This window comes from Uliginosibacterium sangjuense (assembly GCF_059132465.1).
The window spans coordinates 3,730,017-3,751,257 of sequence record NZ_CP101132.1 but is presented as its reverse complement, the minus strand read 5'-3'; the positions used below and the strand labels follow the sequence as shown (position 1 = coordinate 3,751,257).

Below are 21,241 nucleotides of genomic sequence, written 5' to 3'. Positions count from 1 at the left end.
AGTGGTGTGGCCGTACAGAAGCCGACAGGAGCCATGTTTGATGAACTGACGACTGCTGCACTGGGAGCTGGGAAATGCCATGGTGATCGCATCAAAGTCCTGATTGACGTCTCATGTTTATCGAGGACGACAATCGCCGAAGCCTTTGCGGCGATAAGTAAAATCGCACAAACGTTACCAGTGGAGTTACGCATCGCATACAGCCTCGCGACCTACGCCGCTTCACCTGCGGTTTGGGCTACGCCTAATCGAACCATCTGCCCGGTTCATCCTGCCTTTTCCGGCTGGACGTCCGAAGGGGCAAGCGCCCCTCTAGATGTGGTGGTGGGATTGGGCTATGAAAAAGGCAAGGCCCTAGGCGCAGTTGAGTACCTAGAGCCTCGATATAGCTGGATATATGTCCCGCGATCGCCTGAGTCGGCGTACTTAGATGAGGTGATCAAACACAACAAGCATCTGATTGATACCAGAAAGGGGCGGGTCGCATATTACGAAGTATTGTCTCCCCTAGAGACATATTTCTCGCTTCATTCGTTAGTGGAAGGAATCGCGCGTGAAGCCAGACCCGTGTTATTGCCGCTCGGGCCAAAAATCTTCTTTGCAGTGAATCTTCTTGTGGCAATGACAATCGAAGGTGCGGCCGTGTGGCATGTCAGCGGCGAAAGCGAAGATTATGGAGAGCGAAATCCGTCTCGTTACTCTGCAGTCATGGGGTGTGTAGTGAGCGGAATTGGCGGAATGTAATCTTTTGGGGTAAGGTTATTTGAACGGCGCAGCCGCCAAACGCTGGCAGGCCAAATCAATCGTCGGCGCACAAAGCTCAATGATGTGGTCGTCGACGCCACACTCCTTCATAGCTTTATCGAGGAGGCCAAGCGGATCTGCAAAATTCCGCAGCTCACGGGCAACCTGACACTTGTCGCCCTCGTTGATCTTCAACCCCTCTAGAATCACGTTCCAGTCTGCCAACTCCCGCTCACCGGGCCGCTGCCACTTGCAGCTCCGGACGATCATCTCCTGATCGAGATACATCGGCGCAAAGTCGAATAGCGGCGTGAGTTGTACGCAACCATCTGGCAGGCGTTGCACGGCTGTGTTCCGTGCATGGTTGTCAGTGTTCTTCATGACAAGATTCAGGATGTCCCGTTTGATGAACTCGGCCACCTCCTCGGCTGGGTTGGTCATGTAGGGGTAGCAGGCCTCCACCAACTCGAACAGCGAGGGGTTGATGCCGAAGCCTCGGATACCCGCGAGTGAGGACAGGCTTTCCTGATGGAGTCGCTCCAGACCTTGTGGGCCCACCTGGCGATCGAAGCGCGGCACGAACAACATGTCATCGATGAACATCGGCTCGCCGGCTGTGCGTAGGCCGCAGCGTGCTGCCACGCGTAGGTAGGCCGCTTCGTTCCGTAGCACCGCGAGGTCAGTCTCATGCTTTCCGCGCGGAAGCTTCACCAGCCAGTGCTTGGAGGCGCGTTCATCTGGGAGGGCGGCGTCTGGGAACCAGCGTCCTTCGTGATCCTGGGTGAGCAGGAATTTTGGAGCGGCGCCTTGCACGCCCGTGATGCCCGCCTGCAGCCAAAACGCATCCAGGAAATCGTGTCGGCGCGCTAGCACCTCCTTGAGTTCGAACCCCTCTGTCGGTACGTTTCCCGCTGCAGCGGGACGCTCGCGCTCATAGAAAGCCACTGCCGTGTCGATGCGCAGATTGCCGATCGGATTGAAGGCGCCGTGTTGCGCGAGGATCAGTTCCTTGGGGGCTTCACGGGGCAACTGCAAATGTCGCAGGAGCCGCATGTTTCCGACGCCCTGGGGGACCAGGTCCAGCAGGAAGGCGGGGCACAGCGGCGCTTCGCCCTCTTCATCCAGCCCCAGGCGTTCCGTGGACACCGGCAGTGCGAGTGAAAGCGGGACGGGATCGTCGCTGAAGACGTAGTCCAGTCGATATTCGAAGGTCGAGCGGAATGGGGCGGAGTTCAGCGGCGTGAACTCAGCGGCAGGAATCCACTGACCATGGCGGAAGATTTCGATGGTCGATCGCATGGGAATGAGCCCTAGCCGGAGGCGGGTGCGCAATGCTCAATACGACAGCATACGTGAGCGGCGAGCGCCTCGACACTGAACAAGGTCAGAGTGCGCTATCCGTCAAGAACGAGCGGTTCTCCGTGGTACTGCCTGGCCCTTTCCATCGTCGCAGTTTTTGGACGACACTTCGGCTGAGATCAGACCAACACTCGAAACCGAACCAGGATGATGAGCCCTGCAACGCATCCGGAGATTTCCACACCTCACGAGCTACGCGGAATCGAGTGGTTTCGCGTTCAGCACCCTGAGCTGGCTTGGTCGAACAGGCGAGCCGGCGAAACAGTGTTGATCGGACTCGCCTTGAGCTCGGCACGCTTTCAGGTGATTCTCGATGCGGTCCTGGCCTTCGGGTACGACAAGGTGCGTGACGCATGGACTGCGCTGAGGGAGGACCCGTCGATGCCTCCGAGGGTCATCGCGCGGACTGACAGAATCCTTCGCAACGTTCAGCGAGGAATCATGCAAGCCATGGAAGAACGTTGTGGCGAAGAGGTGACGAGTTTCGGGCGTGACGACTAGAAGCCCATGCGCCGCAGGACATGACGACCGTGGGCGGCAAAGGACGTCTCCGGCACGCCCAACTCGTACACGTTGCCCGAAAAGGTTTGAACACGCTGGCTGTTCGGATCTACCGCTGCGACGCGGCTGGTCTTGCCATCCCAGGTTCGTATCACCCCGGTCAGGATTCGCTCGGGATCCAGGATCGCCTTGGGTGAGTCCTGTTCGGCCAGCCACCATTCCTTGAGGCGTCCCTTGAGAGGCAAGGATGCAAGTGGTGCGTTCAACGGCTCGTTGGCTGACTTGGCTGCTGCGGCTTGGTCCGTCGGAGGAAGCAGTGGAGTGTCGCGGTCAGACGCGATCGCAGCCAGCAGATCCGAGAGATCGCCGGTGAAGTTGGTTCCAATCAAAAATCCATTGCTACTGTTGTTTGCCACTGTTCGCCGCCGCACGATGAGGCCAGAGATCGACCTTTGACTTCGAAGATCGCATGCGAAAGGGTAAACCAGCATTGAGCTAAGCCAAGGTTTAGCGCACCGAGGGTTAGCGGTTTGTGGTGAGATGCCCAGGACAGCGGGGCTATGTGCAATGTTCGATTGGCGGCAGATATTCGGCCGAAGCGGACCCTCGATGACTCACACCAAAGGTCTGCATCGACGCAAATCCGGACGTCGCGCCTTGTCCGCTGTTGGCGGCAGTAAACTATTGAGAAGCCGCCACTCGGCAGCGTGCGGAAATTGTAGGGGTCCGGCCGAAGCGGCCAGTCGTTGCATGAAATGACGGATGCCTCCGACCCGAAGGCCACGGTCCCGTGTTTTAGAAGCGGCCCCATAGGCATGGGGCGTCAAGCAGAATTGCCACCGTTGTTTGGGGCCGAAGTATTACAAACAAGATTCGGCCTTTGACGGGTACAACCATGAAAAAGCCGCCCCTGGGGCGGCTTGTACTAAAGGGGCTTGAAGATCGATGTGCTGGAATCCTTGAGGCGGCTGTAAAACTCCACCGCGTATCGATCCGTCATTCCCGCCACAAAATCGCAGATTAATCTTTTCTTATCCACGTCGTCTTTCGCTCGAAGATACATCTTCCGATAGTCTTCGGGGAGCAATAAGTGCCCGCTCTCATCGTCCAACGCGCGAAAGATGGTTGAAACCAGCTCATATCCTCGATACTCTACCACTTTGAGTCGCGGTGACATGATCATCAGCTCGTAGTTAAGGTGTTTCAATGCCTCGATTGCTAACCGCGTATCTTCTGACAGTCCAACCTTTGCGAATCGGATTTCTTGGCCAGGAGTCATCGAGGTGTCAAGCGTAAGTCCTGCCAGCGCTCTCCCAACAAGGTCCGAAGTAAATCCAGATCTAAAATAACCTTGGCTCGCGAACATGGTTGATACGTTGAATGCTTCAACTGCTGTCGGGGAAGGCGTTACATCCGACCAAATATCAAATATTCCTTGGAGGGCATGGAACACATCCTGCTCGGTGGTATTGGGAATGGCGTCGACAACTTTCCCGTGAACTCGTTCTATTAATTCTTGGTCAGCCAAGTTGCATAGCAACGCCAGAGGATGGGAGAACCCGCCTTTCATCGCATCCTCAAGGTCGTAGGTTGAATATGCGATGTCGTCAGCCAAGTCCATTATCTGGCATTCGATAGTCTTAAAGCCACCGCTCGAATTTTCTGGAGTGCCTACATTCTTCTTGATAGCAGCAACAAGCTCTGCCTCGGCGGAGTAATACCCTTTAGCAAGTGGCGCGTTTGCCTCTCTGAAGGCGGGAATTTCTTTATCGTACTTCAGAACTGAGGCTAATGACCTGAAGGTCAAGTTCAGCCCGAGACGACGATCTTCACCGCGAGACGTAAAGCCGCATTCTGCTGAATCGTCGTCGTCGTCAACCTTTCTAAAAACTTTCTTTTCTACACGGGCGAGTAGGTGGAGGGTTTGTGCGTTTCCTTCAAATCCTCCATATGCTTTCATGCACTCGTCAAGAGCTTTTTCTCCATTGTGACCAAAAGGGGGGTGGCCCAAGTCGTGAGCCAGTGCCGCCAACTCGACGAGGTCAGTATCTATTGGACAAGCATGAAAGCAATCGTGGTCAGCATTCAGTTGTAGAGCAATCCCTTTGGCAACTTGAGCTACTTCGAGGGAGTGAGTTAGTCGATTCCGAAAGAAGTCGGATTCATGCCCGGGAAAGAGCTGAGTTTTGCCTTGAAGGCGCCTAAAAGACGGGCTGTGTAGCAATCGACCATAATCGCGACGAAACTCAGAGCGCCCCTTTCCGCTTTGTGTTTCAGGCTGCACTCTTTCCTTGTCCGCTTGGTTGTATAGCACGCATCCCTCGGCCTGAAGCGATTAAGGCCACCTTTCGGTGGCCTTAATATGTCACGAGAAGTATCACTTTTGTTTGGGTTTGGCAGCTTTGGCTGCGTTACTGGCTGAACTGCCTGTGGATGAGGAAGAACCGGTTCCCATCATCGACCGGTAGTAATCAAGTCGTTTACTAGCAGCGGCGCGTGCAGCAACTACGGATGGGAATGTAGCTGTTTTCATCTGAGGTTCTCCTAATTGCAGCGAACGGAGCAGGAAATGGCGCTTCCGCTGAGCAGTGGCTGCCATTCTTCACTCTGGCCACAAGCCCTTGAGCCTGCAACCGGCTCCTTAGGTTAGCTGATAAGCAGTGCTTTTTCAAGGAGGCTGGCGCTGTATGAAGGCTTGTCACTCACCTTAAGAGTAGCCTTCTTTCGCCACGAGTCTTCGTTGGTTCAGTGTTGTAGGCCGGTAATTAGCGAAAGGATTGCGCAGCATGAAAGCACGCAGTAGTCAACGCATCCGGTGCTAAGAGCGCCTGCTTGAGGTTTGCAGGATTGGCCGTCCGCTCCTGGCCGACAACAGTCGTCGCGCCGCAAGCCATCAACCGTCGGGCTCTGCCGACATGCTTCCATAGCGGGCCATCTAGTCTTCCTGCATGCGTCTTGGGTTGCTTTGGGCACAACCACTGATATGGAACCTCACAGGGCATGTTCAGGACAGCGGACTTGATACCAGCCCCCTGCGACCAAAAATTTCCCCGGTCTGCCACATTCCTCACAGATGGAGAGCGAGCGCCCGGCGATCTCATCGATCAATGCAAACTGGGCATCGGTGGCGCTCCGTACGTAAAACTCTAGGCTACCGAATTTCTCCTTGACCTGAACGGCTACAACTTGTGGCGCGCCCTCATGGTCGGTCATGTGCTGCAAGCGCGCGCATAGCTCATCGATCAGCGCGAACCAACCGTCCCCACAGTCAAACCCCCAAGCCATGCATGTCGTCTCCATCGAAGCGTGCCGGTCCGCAAAGATCCAGGGGTAGCGCTGGCAGAGCAGCTCGTCGAGATTGCGACTCATGATGCATTTCCTCCGTTCCGATGCGAACAGCGGCGTGTGGCCGCGATAGCCGGCCCGTTGACCGGGCACAGTACTGGTCTGGGCTGAAATTCAGCCGACGCTTCGGGTTATTCGCAGGGAGGTTCGCTTGGAATGAGCGAACGCGCGGCAGCTGAACCAGACCAGGGAGGTCGGTTTCGTGCAGGGACTGCAACGGTTGGCCGCGTTGGAGAACATGAGGTGTGTGAGTGTCGCGTGGTGCTGCTTACTCGAACGGGAACGTCTTCGAGAGTGGATAGGTTGGCCTAGGTTGGTCAGAGAATCAAGTCGTGAATCGGGGGCTGAACGGGTGCATCCGTTCTGCTCGTGATGTCCGGGTTTGTGCGCGCGAGAGCTGGGTGCTTTGCCGTGCAGCGCGGCCATCCTTTGCGGGGTAGTTGTTTGCGCATCGGCGATCACGTCGCGCAGAATTGGCGTGTTCCACCGAGCGCCGAGCATCCGCCATTTTTTTAGCCATGACAATCACGTAGCGAACGCATGTTGATCTTCCTCGATACCGAGTTCACCGACCTCATTAACTGCGAGTTGATCAGTATCGGCATGGTGTCCGAGGACGGCCAGCACCTCTTCTACGCAGAGCGTAGTGATTACCGGCGTGATTGGGAGAGCGAGTTCGTGAAGGGCACGGTGCTGCCGTATTTAGGCAAGCATCCGGGAGCCATCTGCACCCGAGATGAACTGCAGGCTCGGCTGTGGGCTTGGTTCGCTACGTTGCCGTCCTACGTCCAGGTCGCGAGCGACTCGCGCCATGACAAGGACTTGCTTTGGGATGCATTCGGCAAAGGGTTGCCGCCGAACTTGTCTCTTAGGCGTTACGAACTGGTGCACTTGCTCCACTCGAAGTCTTTCCAGACGGCAGCCCGTGACTTTCAGGCCACGCAAGGTGGCTGGCACCATGCCTTGTGCGACGCGCAGGCGAATCGTGCCGGTTGGCTTGCGTGGAAGGAAGCGAACACAAGAAGAGAGATCTGAAGGTGTTTTTCGCCATTTGCGGCTTTTCCCATCACGAGAAGGCTGCGCGACACGGAGCCTGAAGGTGGTCGGTATAACTTGGCCGAGCTCCCCCCGATCAGGGAACAAGACAATTGGGCTCCTTACCGCGAGGCCTCAAGCTCTTTCACCTTCTCTGGAAAGAGGAAGTTCGCATGTTTCCAATGCTCCTCCGGCGACATCACGTAAAACAGCATGGGAGGACATTCTTGGTCGGTCTTCTCGATTAGGGCCTTCATCAGACCGAGGCTTCTCTGTTGTTCCGAAGTAAGGCTTGCCCTAAAAAGGCCGAGCTCTTGCTGGCTGCATTTCTCGATGAAATCGAAGTAACGTGCATACAGCCCCATCAGCGCGTCCGATATCTGGATAAGCGGGGTGGAGGAAGACTTCACGAAGCGCCATGAGGTCTTTGGCAAGGCGCCCATGTTGGAAGCTTGCCGGAGGTCTGCTTCAACTTGGTACTCGTCATCAAAAATGTGCAATGAGTCCTGAAGAAAGCCAGCTCGGTGGTGGTAGAACGTCGAAAACCCGTCGATCAGTACATTTGGGTGGTGTTCTTCCGTCAGCAGCATCCTGCGTATGTCAGTGCTGCACTCAAGGAGTGCGCACAAACTGCCGGCGGATTGAATTTCAATAAGCGACGACTTCGCCGGCTGGCCAATAAGTTGTTCCAGGTAATTACCTGCTAATACTCGTAGCGCGGAGACAAACGAAGCCTCTTTCCCTTCGAGCGACGGGTAAGAGTGACGTTTAGCGATGGCCAAGAACTCGGCTTTCCTGGTGCGTATTAACCGGTGCAGGGCGTCTTTGTAATAGTCGGATTGTGCTCTGGGATTCTCATTCAAAAATCCGAACAAACCCTTCCCGATGCAGTGTGTGATGCAGTCGTCGATGATATCGACGAACGACCAGTACTGCAGATTCAGATTGAAGTAGTGAAGGTAAAGATCACTTTCGAGTAACCATGTCAGCAGCGGCTCAATACGAGGGGATTTCAGTACCTTGTCAAAGGAGCCCCTGCCGATTTGATTAAACTTAAGCTCCGGTGCTGAAGGCGGGAGTCGTAAGCACGACCACAGCGCCTGTAGGTCAGAGCTAGAAGCATCCCCTCGGTGAGCAACACCGCCGAGAATGAAATTTGCAGGCGCCGTCTTGCTTTCATCGTTATCGACGTTGTAGCTATCTTCGTGCGCGTTAATCGAAAGTTTGCGCGCATTGTTGGATTCGTCGTAATAGAACGTATAGGTGAGTGGTCCAGACTCGAAAGCGGTACTGCTCATGCGATCCTCCTGCTCGCTAGGACACCACGAGCTTGATGCGTGACCTCGATGCTACAACCTACTGATGCTGAGGGATGCACGACAAACCAAGCGCCGTGCAGGCCGCATACCAGAATGGGTCTGTGCTAAAAACCGAATCGCGCTTATTCACTGCGACGCCGGGACGACATGAATATGCGTGGCCCAACCTTGCTCCGAGGGCACCTTGGCGTCCGAGCAGCGTCCGTCCGCTCCATAAGCGCACCGAACACACCTCCCCATGTGACGACGTGCAGCACGCCGTGCTGGTTATTCCAACTATTGCACGTCACACGAGGGCCTAAGTTCAAAGGACCTCGTGCCAAGACAGCTGCGCGAGCTGCTCAAAGTGCCCCACTTAACACGTCAAGCATGACGCAGAGGTGGTGTTCAATCTGTAGCACTTTGTTAGTTGCAAGTCCTGGGTAGTGCCTATCCGCGACCAGTTTGGCATATGCGTCAATCGCGAAGTTCTGCCCAAATTCCTTTGGTCTGCTTGCACTGGCGGTAACGAATTTCTGTGCTGCCTGCAGGAACTTGCTTTCGATGCTGAGCGCTCCGCTGTCTGAGGTGAAATGCTCAATCCATATGTCTTTGGAGCGATCCTTGTAACCTGCGTGTATGGCCACTACCGCCGGCGTTGTTCCGCCCGAGGAAAACGCCGATCCGAGGCATACGAAGTCTCCCAGGCCCTTCCAGGTAGGAGAGTATGTGCGATGGCGATTTGTGAAGAATTCGGAGCCAGAGTAATCGGAGTTGCGTGCTTGCTTGTTGAAATGGTCGTGGATGTCCACACGCTTGGCCGCGGGAAGCACAGCAATGGCCTCGTCCGACATACTGGAGTTCAGGACTATATGGAACTCAACTGAAGGCGTCTTGCTCAGAGCTTTCAGCTCGGTGCCGGAGAGCTTGGGGCTTGAATACGCGACGGCGACGCGATTCGCTTTATAGCGCTTGATGAAGCTCTCCACTTGGGCATGGGTCGAGGTGGATGAGCAGCAGAAAACAGGAATGACGCACTCGGCGTGTTTAGCGGCAAGGGCATCGAATTCTCTTCGCCAGGCGGTAGCATCGCCTGCCTGTTTTAACTGATGCCGATGTGGATTAGCCACAACGGCCAGCCGCTGCCCGGCGTTGCTGAATGCTTCCACGCAAGTCTTTAAAGGAGCAATGCTGCGGTTCACTGGCTCAATGACCGGCAGCAGCCGATCGATGGGGCGATGGTCATGCAGCATCGCCCGCAGAGCCAGGAATTCAGAACGGCGCCCGTATAGGTACGGAAAATACATATGTTCCCCCTGTAGTTTTTTTGTGCAGGGAGAATCTAGGCGTCACGACAATGGCATTGCAAGTGCAGAGATCAAGCGTGCCCTTTTGGGCGTAGACAAAGGTGTTGCGTAGCCGACTGCCCGGAGGCTCTTGGGAAGTGCTCTAAGGAACTCCGCACTTTTCTTATCCGTTGTCCGCGCCCTCATGGCATTGACCAAAGTCTCATGCACCTGGTGGCTGGACAGCTGCAGAAAGAGTTCTCGGTGATGGTCGCTCACGAGGCCGTTGGGCAGGTCGGGTTGAGGGCCAAAGTATTTTTCAACAGCGGCCATGTACTCAGCTCGGCGCAGCATCTGGAAAACGGTAGCCGGGCAGACGCAAGCGGAGTCCGTCACTGGACGGCGTACTTCGGTTAGCGAGTTACGTTCGCTCAATGCAAGTATGCCAACACGTTCGTCAATGAATCGCTCATACCTGCTCACGAGTGACGGATGGGTGACGACATAGACTCGCGCAAATGCCTTCAGGTAGTCGAGTGTTTGCGAGGTCAACCTGCGTGGGGTGTCGTATTCCGTCTTGATCTCGTAAGCGGTCGACGTCCCATTGAAAACAGCTGCATCAACAATCGAGTTAGCGATTCTCAGCTCTATGGCGAGACTGGAAGTACGGGGACTGTGACGACCAAAGACGATGCGATCAGTGATGGCTGCCTTGTACACATATTCGCATCGGTATCCGGCCTGAAGCACCTTCAGCGACTGATCGAATAGGTCTCCGACTGTTGCTCCCTCGCGCGTGGTTACCACCCCCAGCCGCTCAAGAGCGCGTGCTTGACGCAGTGCTGAGCTGCGGCTGGCGACATCCTGAAGCGTCGGTGGTGAGAAGATTTTCGAGATAAGGCGGCAGCGTTCGAGTTCGTCCATGATGCGTTCCGCGAAATCGGGCCTTCAGTCCTTGATGCGTCCGCTCCCGGCGGAAGAAGGGGCGCAGTGTAGGCCCCCCGGAGCCGAAGACCAAGTGGCACCTCAGATTCAGTTAAGAATAATTCTCTGTAGTTAAGTTTAATTTTATCTAGTTAAGAATAATCTTATTTCTAACACCGCCGCCAACCAGGGCCGGTGCCGATGCGCTGTGGTGAGGGCTGCGGAAGGCGCGGCGATAGAAGTGCTCGGGGCGGAAGCTGCCGTCCAGCGACTGGATGGCGGCGGCCTGCAGCGCTTCGTTTTCGTCCATCGGCGGGAGTAGGCCGGGCAGGCGGCTGGCCAGCATCGACTTGCCGGTGCCGGGCGGGCCGTACATCAAGAGCGAGTGTGCGCCGGCGGCGGCGATCTCCAGCATGCGCTTGGCCTGGGCCTGGCCGCGTACTTCGGCGAGGTCGGGGTAATGTCCTTCGCTGGGCACCGCTTCGGTGCGCGGGGCGAGGGGAAGCTGGGCGTGTCCGTTGAGGTGGGCCACCACCTCCAGCAGGCTGCGTGCGGGCAGGATGGTGGCGTCGCGGGCCAGTGCGGCCTCCGCCGCATTGGCGGCAGGCAGGATCAGGCTGCGCCCCGCGGCGGCGGCCTGACAGGCCATGGCGAGCGCGCCGCGGATCGGGCGTAGTTCGCCCGATAGCGACAGTTCGCCGGCGAACTCGTAGTGCGCCAGCTCTTGGCTTTTGACCTGACCGCTGGCAGCGACGATGCCAATTGCAATGGGCAGGTCGAAGCGGCCGCTCTCCTTGGGCAGGTCGGCCGGCGCGAGGTTGACGGTGATCCGTTTCTGGGGAAATTCGAACTGGCTCGTCGCCAGTGCGGCACGCACGCGGTCGCGTGCTTCCTTGACCTCGGTATCGGGCAGGCCGACGACGGAGATGGCAGGCAGGCCGTTGCCGAGGTGGACCTCCACCGTGACCGGCGGGGCCTGCATGCCGTTCTGGGCACGGCTGTGGACGAGAGCGAGAGACATGCGGCGCAGTGTAGCGAGGCCGCCTGTACCCGCTCCATGCCCTGCCCGCTTGGCGGTAGGGGCGGCCTCAGCCGCGTGGTTTGGCGCCGGCTTCCAGCTCGGCGACGCGCGCCTCCAGTTGATCCAGGCGCTCGCGGGTACGGGCCAGCAGTTCGCGCTGCAGCTCAAACTCTTCGCGCGTCACCAGATCAAGGCGCGCCAGCGCGCTGCCAAAAAAGGCCTTGGCGTTCTTCTCGATATCGCGCGCGGGGCTGTTGGCCAGCAGCTCGGAGAACTTGGAGGCCACTTCGTCGAAGAGCTTGGGATTGGGCAGCATGCTTGTTCCTTGGGCATAAGAAGGCTTGAAACGAGTCTAGCACAGGGGTTTGCGGCCATTTGGGCAGGTCCGGGCGTGGCTTCTGCACGCGCTTGGTGCAGGCGGGCCGGTGAAGAGGGGGGTGGGATGCACCATTGTTGAGCGCCGTCATCTGGCGAACATGTAAAAGAGAGGGGAGTCCATGGCTTTGAAAAGCTGGCACGGAATCCGCTTTAAGGGTCCTGCGTTTTTCCAACCATGCTCTCTGGAGTCACTTTCATGCGCAAAACCCTCCTGGCCCTGTCCCTGTCCGTCCTGGGTGTGTCCTCCGTGATGGCCGCCGAGCCTGCCTCACCGCATACCTTCACCGGCAACATCACGCTCGCCTCGGAATACATCTACCGCGGCATCGCCCAGACCAACCGCAAGCCGGCCCTGCAGGGCGGCGCGGACTACGCCCATGCCAGCGGCTTCTACGTGGGAACCTGGGGCTCCAATGTCTCCTGGCTGTCGGATGGCGGCGCCGGTACGGTCAGCAATTCGCTGGAGTGGGATTTCTACGGCGGCTACAAGTTCTCGGCCGGCCCGGTGAACTTCGACCTCGGCGCGCTGTACTACTACTACCCGGGCACCTACCCCGATGGCTGGACCAGCCCCAACACGACCGAGCTGTACGGTTCCGTCGGCTGGCAATGGTTCACCTTCAAGTACTCCTACTCGCTGTCCAACCTGTTCGGCGCCAAGAACCCGGACGGTGAAGAGACCAAGGGCAGCGCCTACTACGACCTGAGCGCCGCCTTCCCGGTGGTCGAGGGCGTGAACATCGTGGCCCACTTCGGCCGCCAGTCGGTCAAGGACTTCAGCGCCGCCTCGTACAACGACTGGAAGCTGGGCGTCACCGCCGACTACGCTGGCGTGACCTGGGGCCTGGCCTACATCGACACGACCGCCAAGGGCGAGCCGGGTGACTTCTATCACAACGCTTACGGCAAGAACCTCGGCAAGGCTGCCGTGGTGCTGACCGTCGGCAAGACTTTCTAACCGCAGAAGCCGGCGCGGCGAAAGCCGCGCCATCACAAGGAGCCAACATGAAATTCGTGACTGCGATCATCAAGCCGTTCAAGCTCGACGAAGTCCGTGAAGCACTGTCTGCCATCGGCGTGCAGGGCGTCACCGTGACCGAGGTCAAGGGCTTCGGCCGCCAGAAGGGCCACACCGAGCTGTACCGTGGCGCGGAATACGTTGTCGATTTCCTGCCCAAGGTGAAGATCGAGGTGGCGGTGGCCGACGAGCTGCTCGACCAGGTGATCGAGGCGATCGAGAAGGCCGCCAACACTGGCAAGATCGGCGACGGCAAGATCTTCGTGTTCGATCTGCTGCAGGCCATCCGTATCCGCACCGGTGAAACCGGTTCCGACGCACTCTAAGAGGAAAAGGGAGTCTCCAAAATGAAAAAGTTTCTCGCCATCGTGCTGACGGCTTTTGCCGTCACGCTGTCTGGCGGTGCCTTCGCCCAGGATGCCAGCGCGCCCGTCGCTGAAGCCGTGGCGTCGGCTCCCGCAGCCGCTGAGGCTGCGCCTGCTGCGGCTGCCGAAGCCGCCGCACCTGCCGAAGCTGCCCCGGCCGCTGCGCCGACGCCCAGCAAGGCGGACAACGCCTGGATCATCGTCGCCACCGCCTTCGTCATCCTGATGACGGTGCCGGGCCTGGCCCTGTTCTACGGTGGCCTGGTGCGCACCAAGAACGCCCTGTCCGTGCTGATCCAGTGCTTCGCCGTGTTCTCGCTGATCACGGTGCTGTGGGTCGTGTACGGCTACTCCCTGGCCTTCACCGAAGGTGGTGCCTTTATTGGCAGCTTCAGCAAGCTGTTCCTGAAGGGTGTGACCATCGAGTCGGTAGCTGCCACCTGGAGCAAGTCGGTGTACCTCAGTGAGTTCATCTACGTGGCCTTCCAGGGCGCTTTCGCCGCGATCACCGTGGCGCTGATCCTGGGTGCCTTTGCCGAGCGCATCAAGTTCTCGGCCGTGTTGCTGTTCTCCATCCTGTGGTTCACCTTCAGCTACCTGCCGATCTGCCACATGGTCTGGTACTGGGCCGGTCCCGATGCCTACACCAGTGCTGAAGCGGGTGCGGCTGCCGGTGCCACCGCAGGCTGGCTGTTCCAGATGGGTGCGCTGGACTTCGCCGGCGGCACCGTGGTGCACATCAACGCCGCCATGGCCGGCCTGATCGGCGCCTTCCTGATCGGCAAGCGCATCGGCTTCGGCAAGGAATCGATGGCTCCGCACAGCCTGACGCTGACCATGATCGGTGCCTCCCTGCTGTGGTTCGGCTGGTTCGGCTTCAACGCCGGCTCCGCGCTGGAAGCCAACGGTATCGCCGCCCTGGCCTTCGTCAATACCTGGGCCGCCACCGCTGCCGCCACGCTGTCCTGGCTGTTCGCCGAGTGGATGGTCAAGGGCAAGCCCTCCATGCTGGGTGCTGCCTCGGGTGCCGTCGCCGGCCTCGTCGCGATCACCCCGGCCGCCGGTTTCGTCGGCGTGGGCGGCGCGCTGATCATCGGCCTGCTGGCTGGCGTGATCTGCCTGTGGGGCGTCAATGGCCTCAAGCGCATGCTGGGTGCGGACGACGCGCTGGACGTGTTCGGTGTGCACGGTGTGGGCGGTATCCTCGGTGCCATCCTGACCGGCGTGTTCGCCGATCCGGCGCTGGGTGGCCAGGGCGTGTGGGACTACGTGACCAACGCCGTCGTGCCCGACTACTCGATCGCCGCGCAAGTGTGGATCCAGATCAAGGCCGTCGTGACGACCATCATCTGGTCCGGCGTGGTTGCCTTCATCTCCTACAAGCTGGTCGACATGTTCGTCGGTCTGCGGGTGGCGGAAGAGGAAGAGCGCGAAGGTCTGGACGTCACCAGCCACGGCGAATCCGCCTACCACTACTGATCGTGATCAGGGTCCGCTTCGCGGATTCTTTGAGGGGCGCCCATTGGGCGCCCCTTTTTTGTGCCGGCAGCTATCCTTGCTGACCGGAGGACATGAAGCATGGATGGATATCAATGGCGTCAGGCCACGCTGGCCGATGCCGAAGCGGTGGCCCAACTGCATGTTGCAAGCTGGCGCGCTACCTACCGCCCGGTGATGACGGCGGCCTACCTGGGCGGGCCGATCGAAGCCGAGCGACTGGCCGTGTGGCGTGAGCGACTGGCGCTCCCCGATCCGCGGCGGACAGTCTGGCTGCTTGAACAGGACGGCAGCCTGTGTGGCTTTGCCTGCGTGGAGCTGGATGCTGACCCGCAATGCGGCGTGCTGCTGGACAACCTGCATGCAGCCCCGCACCTGCATGGACAAGGGCTCGGCCGCGCCCTGATGCGACGCGCTGCCCAATGGGCATGTGAGCAGCGGCCGGAGAGTGGGATGTTTCTGTGGGTCTATGCGGCCAACCCCAAGGCCCGCGCGTTCTATGAATACCTCGGCGGGCGCTGCGTGGAAGAGACGATAAAGGACACGCCCGACGGTGGTGCCGCTGCCACCCTTCGCATGGCGTGGACGCCGCAGGCCTTGCAGGCGCTTGCTGCAGGCGACTGAGGATCGGATACTGCAGGGCCGCACCCCGTTGTATCCGCCATGAACGCCGCTTCCACCGACTATCTCGAACGCATCCTGAATGCCCAGGTGTATGACGTAGCCATCGAGTCTCCGCTCGATTTCGCCAGCAATCTCTCGCGGCGCACCGGCAACCGCATCCACCTCAAGCGCGAAGACCTGCAGCCGGTGTTCTCGTTCAAGCTGCGCGGCGCCTACAACAAGATGGCCCGGCTCGCGCCGGAGCAGCTCGCGCGTGGCGTGATCTGCGCTTCGGCCGGCAACCATGCCCAGGGCGTGGCCCTGGCGGCGCAGAAGATGGGCGTGCGGGCAGTCATCGTGATGCCGCAGACCACGCCGGCGATCAAGATCGAGGCGGTGCGTGCGCGCGACGCCGAGGTGGTGCTGGCCGGTGAATCCTTCGACGAGGCCTACGCCCATGCGCGGCAACTGGAGGCCGAGCAAGGTCTGACCTTCGTCCATCCCTACGACGACCCGGATGTCATTGCCGGCCAGGGCACCATCGGGATGGAGATCCTGCGGCAGCATCCGCGCCCGCTCGACGTGGTGTTCTGCTGCGTCGGCGGGGGTGGCCTGATTGCCGGTGTGGCGGCCTACATCAAGCGCCTGCGGCCGGCGACACGCATCGTCGGCGTCGAAGCCGTGGATGCCGACGCCATGGCGCAATCGCTGGCGAAGGGCGCGCGCGTCAGGCTGGAACATGTGGGCCTGTTCGCCGATGGCGCGGCAGTCAAGCTGGTGGGCGAGGAGACTTTCCGTCTGTGCCAGCAGTACGTCGACGAGATCATTCGCGTCGACAACGACGCGATCTGTGCCGCGATCAAGGATGTGTTCGAGGACACGCGCTCCATCCTGGAGCCGGCCGGAGCGCTCGCGGTGGCTGGCACCAAGGCCTGGCTGGCGCGCGAGCAGGCCGCGGGGCTCAGCGTGGTGGCAGTGGCCAGCGGTGCCAACATGAACTTCGACCGCCTGCGCTTCGTCGCCGAGCGCGCCGAAGTGGGCGAGCAGCGCGAGGCCATCCTGGCGGTCAGCATTCCGGAGCGGCCGGGCAGCTTCCGCGCCTTCTGCAGCCTGCTCGACGGACGCAGCGTGACCGAGTTCAACTATCGCCTGGCCGACGGCGCGCAGGCGCATGTATTCGTCGGCGTGGCGATCCGTGATCGCAGTGAGGTCGCCACCCTGATGGCGCGTCTGGCCGAGCAGGGCTTGCCGGCGCTGGACCTGACCGACGACGAGATGGCCAAGAGTCACCTGCGTCACATGGTCGGCGGCCACGCGCCGATGGCCGACAACGAGCTGCTCTACCGCTTCATCTTCCCCGAGCGCCCGGGTGCGTTGCTGCGCTTTCTGAACAACCTGCGCTCGGGCTGGAACATCAGCCTGTTCCACTACCGCAACCATGGTGCCGACCATGGCCGTGTGCTGGTCGGCATGCAGGTGCCGCAGGCCGAGCGCGACGCCTTCCAGGCCTTTCTTGACGGGCTGGGCTACGACAGCATCGAAGAGACACACAACCCGGCCTACAAGTTGTTTCTCGGCTGAGCTGCGCGCAGCCACCCCTCGTCGGCCGCCACCCCGCGCGGGACGGCGGGCTTGCGGTGAATCAAGGCTTGCGATTGGGCGGAGCGGACAATGGTCGGTCCTGTCATTGTCGTTTGCTATCGAGCCCAGCATGATCCAGCACGCCCTGCCCAATCTCGTCCTGCGCGGACGCACTCTTCTGCCCGTGGTCCAGGGGGGCATGGGGGTCGGCATTTCGGCCCATCGCCTGGCGGGCACCATGGCCTCGCTGGGCGGCATCGGCACCATCGCCAGCGTCGATCTGCGCCGCCTGCACGCCGACCTGATGGAGCGCACCGCCGGCAAGGCGCGCGAGCTGATCGAGCAGGCCAACCTGGAGGCGCTGGATCGCGAGATCAAGGCCGCGCTGGACATGGCCAAGGGCGCCGGCATTGTGGCCGTCAACGTCATGCGCGCAGTGACGCAGTACACCGACTATGTGCGCCAGGCCTGCAAGTCCGGCGCCAACGCCATCGTGATGGGCGCCGGCCTGCCGCTGGACCTGCCGGAGCTGGTGGCGGAGTTCAAGGAGGTGGCACTGATCCCCATCCTGTCGGACGCGCGCGGCGTAGCCCTGGTGGTCAAGCGCTGGATGCGCCGCGGCATCCTGCCCGACGCCATCGTGCTGGAGCATCCGGGCTGGGCCGGCGGCCACCTTGGCGCACCGCGCATCGACGAGATCGGCAACCAGCGCTTCGACATGGAGCGGGTGCTGCCTGAGTGCCTCAAGGCCTTGGAGGACCTGGGCCTCCGTCGCGGCGAAGTACCCTTGATCCCGGCTGGCGGCATCGACAGCCATGCGCGCATCAACGAACTGATCGGCATGGGCGCCTCCGGGGTGCAACTGGGCACCGCGTTTGCCGTGACCGAAGAGAGCGATGCTTCGCCCGAATTCAAGCGGGTGCTGGCCGAGGCCGGCCCGGCCGACGTGGTGGATTTCATGAGCGTGGCCGGCTTGCCGGCGCGCGCGGTACGCACCCCCTGGCTGGCCCGCTACCTGGCGCGCGAAGGCAAGCTGCAGCAGGCCGCCGCCTGCAACACCGCGCAACGCAACTGCTCGCAGAACTTCGACTGCCTGATCCAGTGCGGCCTGCGCGATGCCCAGCCCAAGGCCGGTCAGTTCTGCATCGACAAGCATCTGGCCGCGGCCCAGTCGGGCGACCTGGCCAACGGCCTGTTCTTCCGGGGCAAGGGACGCCTGCCCTTCGGCAACGAAATCCGCTCGGTGCGCGAGTTGCTGGAGCACTTGCTGCGCGGCCCGCAAGGAGCGACGGTTTGATTGTCGTACCAATTCATCTGCAAGTCTTTGTTAAATAAGCGAGTCTGCCGCGCTGCAGCAGAACGAAAGTCGTAGCGCACGCCCTTCATTTCGGCGACTTGCCGGTCGTTAGTCTGGCCATAAGGGCGACAAGCCCGTTCGCGGGAGACCCCGTATGGCTGAACTGCATCGACTGCGCCCCAACCAGTTGCAGGTCAACGAGCCGCTGCCCTGGAACGTCGTGGACCGCAGCGGCCAACTGCTGCTGCGCAAGGGCTATGTAATCCAGCGCGATACCCAGATCGACCAGTTGCTCGAACGCGGCATGTATGTCGATGCCGAGGAGTACCGCGCCCACCTGGAGTTCGAGAGCAGCGCGGCGCGCCGGGCCTATGATCCGCTGTCGGTGTGGAAGGGCATCCAGGGCCACCTGGGCTTCCTGTTCTCCGAGCCGCCCAAGGAGGGGGGCTTTGCCCTGCAGGTGCAGGAACTGGCCAGGCAGGTCATGGACCTGTGCAGCAAGCGCCCTGATTTCGCGCTGGCCGCGATCATGCTGCTCGACTATCGGCGCTATCCGCTGGCCCACAGCCTGCACGTCGCCGTGCTGTGCGAGCTGATCGCGCGGCGCGGCGAGTTCGACGAGGCCACCCGCCTGAGCCTGTGCTGTGCCGCGCTGACCGAGAACATCGGCATGGTCGACTTGCAGCAGTTGCTGGCGCACCAGAAGACCCCGCTCACCGTCGACCAGCGGGCGCAGATCAACCAGCACCCCATGGCCGGTGCCCGCCTGCTGCAAAGCTATGGCGTGGCGGACCAGGAGTGGCTGCGCGCCGTGCTGGAACACCACGAGGCGCCGGGCGGCGGCGGCTATCCGCGGCAAGCGCCCCAGCCCAGCGTGCTGGCCTTGCTGATCCACACCTGCGACGTGTTTTCCGCCCATGTCAGCCCGCGCGCCTACCGCAAGCCATTGTCTGCGCCGGATGCCGCCAAGAAGCTTTATGTGGAGCGCGGGCAGGGCGCGGATAACCCCTTCCCGGGGCTGCTCATCAAGGAAGTGGGCATGTACCCGCCAGGTACCTTCGTCAAGCTGGCCAACGGCGAGACCGGTGTTGTCTGGTCGCGTAACGCCGAGTCGGTGAACCTGCCGGTGGTGGCTGTGCTGATCAGCGCCAAGGGGCTGCGCCATATGGAACCAGTGCGGCGCGATGCCGCCGCCGATGCCGGCTACAAGGTGGTGGCCGTGCTGCCGCGTGACAACGCCTTGCTCAATGTGAACTTCGAGGCGCTATGGTGCCGGGAGAGCGCGCGCTGAGCGTGTCCAGCCCAGCCTGCAGCCCACGTACGCACAGGTACAGCACGCCCGCGTTGCACAGATGCCAGCCGAAATGCGTACCCAGCGGCCAGACATCGCACAGGCGCTGGTCGATCGCGCGCAGCGTGAAGGACAGCGCAAACAGCGCCGCCGCGCCGAACAGACGGGAGCTCGCCGCCAGCATCCGCATACGGCTCCAAAGCGCGAAACCGATCAGTACCGCCCACGGCAGCAGGTAAGGTTCGGAGCCGTTGAGGCCTAGCGAGCCAACGCGCGCCCACAGGCGGTCGGCCACCAGGAAGACGAACACGGCGAGGCCGCCCCAGCGCCAGCCTGCGCCTGCCAGGCAGGCCACGAAACGGTGGATGAAGACGAGGATGAAGAGCGCGATGAAGCCCACGTCCAGCCAACTGCCCCAGACCGTGCCGAACGTGTGGAACAGGCCGCTGCCGAGGCCGATCAGCCCCAGCAGCGTGGCCAGCAGACGCACCTCGCGGCGCGTCTGACCGTGACCCGGCGTGCGCCACAGCAGCCACGCGGCGAGCAGGAAGCCGAGGTTGGTCAGCGCATTGACAGGTTCCGACCAGAAGGCCGGGTCAGTGCGTTCGCAGTAGAGGTCGATCGAGCTGAGCGGGTCCATGCCGCGGATTATGCCGCGCCGGATGTGTCAGCCGTTTGGCTGGACCTGCATGCGCACCTGGCTCATGCCGGCGCCGCGATGCTCGCTGGGGCGGCGCTCGAAGCCGAAACGCTCGTAGAAGCTCTCATGCCCTTGCGAAGACATCAGCACGATGTAGGCACGCTCCAGCCCCAGCTCGTCGATGCGCTCCAGCAGGCGCTGTACGATGCGGCTGCCGATGCCCTGACCACGGTGCTCCTGCAGCACCACGATCTCTTGCAGCAGGAAGACGTAACCGGCGTCACCGATCACCCGGCCCATGCCCACCAACTCCTTGCCGACATACACGCTGACACAGAACAGCGAATGGTCGAGCGCGGTCGCGGCATGGCGGATCGGCAGGATGGGGCCCCAGCCGACCGTCTCGCGCATCTGGTTGAACTCCGCCGGCGTGGGCGGCTTATCGCTGAACCTCGGGCCGCGATTCGGCATGGAACACTCCCTTCTCGGTGACGATCCAGTCCAGGGGCTGGTCATGCGCTTCGGCCGGCAAGGCATCCAGGCGCGCCAGCTCGAAGCCCACACCCACGCTGCCCAGTTGCGGGCGCGCAGCGGCCAGACTGCGGTCGAAGTATCCGCCGCCATAGCCAAGGCGGAAACCACGCGCGTCGAAGCCATTGACCGGGATCAGCAGCAGTTCTGGCTGCAGCCATTCGCCGCTCGTGGGCGTGGGGATGCCGTAGCGGTCAGGCGCCAGCGGCACATCTGGCGTCCAGGCGCGGAACCGCAAGGGGGCTTGCGCGGTCTCCACCACTGGCAGGGCGGCGCGGCGCGTGGCGTCGGCGGCCAGCCAGGTGCGCAACAGGGGCAGCAGGTCCGCCTCGGCGCGCCAGGGCCAGCAGAAGCCGATGCAGGCCGGCGCCAGGCGCGTCAGCAAGTCCGCCAGATGCGCGCGTACGGCCGCGCTCAGCCGCGCATGCTCGTGCGGCGACAGGGCTTCGCGACGCCCGATCAGGGCGCGACGCAAGGCGGCGCGGTCGGCTGGGTTGTCCGGATGCACGTGATATGCTTTTCGACGA

20 protein-coding genes and 1 pseudogene are annotated in these 21,241 nt (G+C 61.0%); 9 read left to right on the top strand and 12 right to left on the bottom strand.

The features are described 5' to 3' along the window. Positions 1–33: 33 nt before the first annotated feature. On the top strand, positions 34–744 hold the full coding sequence (locus tag NMB43_RS17285) for a hypothetical protein (RefSeq protein ID WP_494349407.1): 711 nt from the start codon (positions 34–36) through the stop codon (positions 742–744). Between the two features lie 15 nt (positions 745–759). Here NMB43_RS17285 and NMB43_RS17280 read toward each other — a convergent pair whose 3' ends face one another. The 4 genes from NMB43_RS17280 to NMB43_RS17265 all read right to left on the bottom strand — a co-directional run bounded on the left by NMB43_RS17280 (position 760) and on the right by NMB43_RS17265 (position 5,973). After that, positions 760–2,043 (bottom strand): type II toxin-antitoxin system HipA family toxin, encoded by a 1,284-nt coding sequence (locus tag NMB43_RS17280; protein ID WP_494349406.1) that lies wholly within the window; start codon positions 2,041–2,043, stop codon positions 760–762. 557 nt (positions 2,044–2,600) lie between these two features. Continuing rightward, on the bottom strand, positions 2,601–3,020 hold the full coding sequence (locus NMB43_RS17275) for a hypothetical protein (RefSeq protein ID WP_494349405.1): 420 nt from the start codon (positions 3,018–3,020) through the stop codon (positions 2,601–2,603). A gap of 509 nt (positions 3,021–3,529) precedes the next feature. Then, complete coding sequence (locus NMB43_RS17270; RefSeq protein ID WP_494349404.1) at positions 3,530–4,918, bottom strand: deoxyguanosinetriphosphate triphosphohydrolase family protein; 1,389 nt, start codon at positions 4,916–4,918, stop codon at positions 3,530–3,532. Positions 4,919–5,595: 677 nt separating this feature from the next. After that, the gene (locus NMB43_RS17265; protein WP_494349403.1) at positions 5,596–5,973 is read right to left on the bottom strand and encodes a hypothetical protein; all 378 of its coding nucleotides are present in this window, start codon (positions 5,971–5,973) and stop codon (positions 5,596–5,598) included. A gap of 516 nt (positions 5,974–6,489) precedes the next feature. On the opposite strand from NMB43_RS17265, the gene NMB43_RS17260 reads away from it, so the two are divergent. Next, positions 6,490–6,984 (top strand): hypothetical protein, encoded by a 495-nt coding sequence (locus NMB43_RS17260; RefSeq protein WP_494349402.1) that lies wholly within the window; start codon positions 6,490–6,492, stop codon positions 6,982–6,984. Between the two features lie 122 nt (positions 6,985–7,106). On the opposite strand, the gene NMB43_RS17255 is transcribed toward NMB43_RS17260, so the two are convergent. The 5 genes and pseudogenes from NMB43_RS17255 to NMB43_RS17235 all read right to left on the bottom strand — a co-directional run bounded on the left by NMB43_RS17255 (position 7,107) and on the right by NMB43_RS17235 (position 11,829). After that, positions 7,107–8,282, bottom strand: a complete 1,176-nt coding sequence (locus tag NMB43_RS17255) for a hypothetical protein (protein ID WP_494349401.1) — start codon at positions 8,280–8,282, stop codon at positions 7,107–7,109. Positions 8,283–8,644: 362 nt separating this feature from the next. Continuing rightward, complete coding sequence (locus tag NMB43_RS17250; RefSeq protein WP_494349400.1) at positions 8,645–9,589, bottom strand: sce7725 family protein; 945 nt, start codon at positions 9,587–9,589, stop codon at positions 8,645–8,647. Positions 9,590–9,631: 42 nt separating this feature from the next. Beyond that, the gene (locus NMB43_RS17245) at positions 9,632–10,492 is read right to left on the bottom strand and encodes a sce7726 family protein (RefSeq protein WP_494349399.1); all 861 of its coding nucleotides are present in this window, start codon (positions 10,490–10,492) and stop codon (positions 9,632–9,634) included. A 175-nt stretch (positions 10,493–10,667) separates the two neighbouring features. Beyond that, a pseudogene (locus tag NMB43_RS17240) lies at positions 10,668–11,513 on the bottom strand (YifB family Mg chelatase-like AAA ATPase); the annotation flags it as partial. A gap of 67 nt (positions 11,514–11,580) precedes the next feature. Beyond that, on the bottom strand, positions 11,581–11,829 hold the full coding sequence (locus tag NMB43_RS17235; RefSeq protein ID WP_494349398.1) for an accessory factor UbiK family protein: 249 nt from the start codon (positions 11,827–11,829) through the stop codon (positions 11,581–11,583). A 258-nt stretch (positions 11,830–12,087) separates the two neighbouring features. Between NMB43_RS17235 and NMB43_RS17230 the strand changes: the two genes are divergently transcribed. The 7 genes from NMB43_RS17230 (at position 12,088) to NMB43_RS17200 (ending at position 19,543) form a co-directional block, all read left to right on the top strand. After that, positions 12,088–12,849, top strand: coding sequence for a TorF family putative porin (locus tag NMB43_RS17230; protein ID WP_494349397.1), 762 nt, complete (start codon positions 12,088–12,090; stop codon positions 12,847–12,849). A 47-nt stretch (positions 12,850–12,896) separates the two neighbouring features. Continuing rightward, on the top strand, positions 12,897–13,235 hold the full coding sequence (glnK, locus tag NMB43_RS17225; RefSeq protein WP_494349396.1) for a P-II family nitrogen regulator: 339 nt from the start codon (positions 12,897–12,899) through the stop codon (positions 13,233–13,235). A gap of 21 nt (positions 13,236–13,256) precedes the next feature. Further along, positions 13,257–14,753 carry an ammonium transporter gene (gene amt, locus NMB43_RS17220; protein WP_494349395.1) on the top strand — a complete coding sequence of 499 codons (1,497 nt, stop codon included), beginning with the start codon at positions 13,257–13,259 and terminating at the stop codon, positions 14,751–14,753. Between the two features lie 99 nt (positions 14,754–14,852). Continuing rightward, positions 14,853–15,395, top strand: a complete 543-nt coding sequence (locus NMB43_RS17215; RefSeq protein ID WP_494349394.1) for a GNAT family N-acetyltransferase — start codon at positions 14,853–14,855, stop codon at positions 15,393–15,395. Between the two features lie 39 nt (positions 15,396–15,434). Further along, the gene (gene ilvA, locus NMB43_RS17210; protein ID WP_494349393.1) at positions 15,435–16,955 is read left to right on the top strand and encodes a threonine ammonia-lyase, biosynthetic; all 1,521 of its coding nucleotides are present in this window, start codon (positions 15,435–15,437) and stop codon (positions 16,953–16,955) included. 130 nt (positions 16,956–17,085) lie between these two features. Next, complete coding sequence (locus tag NMB43_RS17205; protein WP_494349392.1) at positions 17,086–18,252, top strand: NAD(P)H-dependent flavin oxidoreductase; 1,167 nt, start codon at positions 17,086–17,088, stop codon at positions 18,250–18,252. 154 nt (positions 18,253–18,406) lie between these two features. Further along, the gene (locus NMB43_RS17200; RefSeq protein ID WP_494349391.1) at positions 18,407–19,543 is read left to right on the top strand and encodes an HD-GYP domain-containing protein; all 1,137 of its coding nucleotides are present in this window, start codon (positions 18,407–18,409) and stop codon (positions 19,541–19,543) included. On the opposite strand, the gene NMB43_RS17195 is transcribed toward NMB43_RS17200, so the two are convergent. The 3 genes from NMB43_RS17195 to NMB43_RS17185 are packed head-to-tail and all read right to left on the bottom strand — an operon-like array spanning position 19,497 to position 21,222. Further along, on the bottom strand, positions 19,497–20,183 hold the full coding sequence (locus NMB43_RS17195) for a hypothetical protein (RefSeq protein ID WP_494349390.1): 687 nt from the start codon (positions 20,181–20,183) through the stop codon (positions 19,497–19,499). The genes NMB43_RS17200 and NMB43_RS17195 overlap by 47 nt on opposite strands. Before the next feature lie 27 nt (positions 20,184–20,210). Further along, positions 20,211–20,654: a GNAT family N-acetyltransferase gene (locus tag NMB43_RS17190; protein ID WP_494349389.1), complete on the bottom strand. Its 444-nt coding sequence runs from the start codon at positions 20,652–20,654 to the stop codon at positions 20,211–20,213. After that, complete coding sequence (locus NMB43_RS17185; protein ID WP_494349388.1) at positions 20,623–21,222, bottom strand: 5-formyltetrahydrofolate cyclo-ligase; 600 nt, start codon at positions 21,220–21,222, stop codon at positions 20,623–20,625. The genes NMB43_RS17190 and NMB43_RS17185 overlap by 32 nt, the downstream gene beginning before the upstream one ends. Between the last annotated feature and the right edge of the window lie 19 nt (positions 21,223–21,241).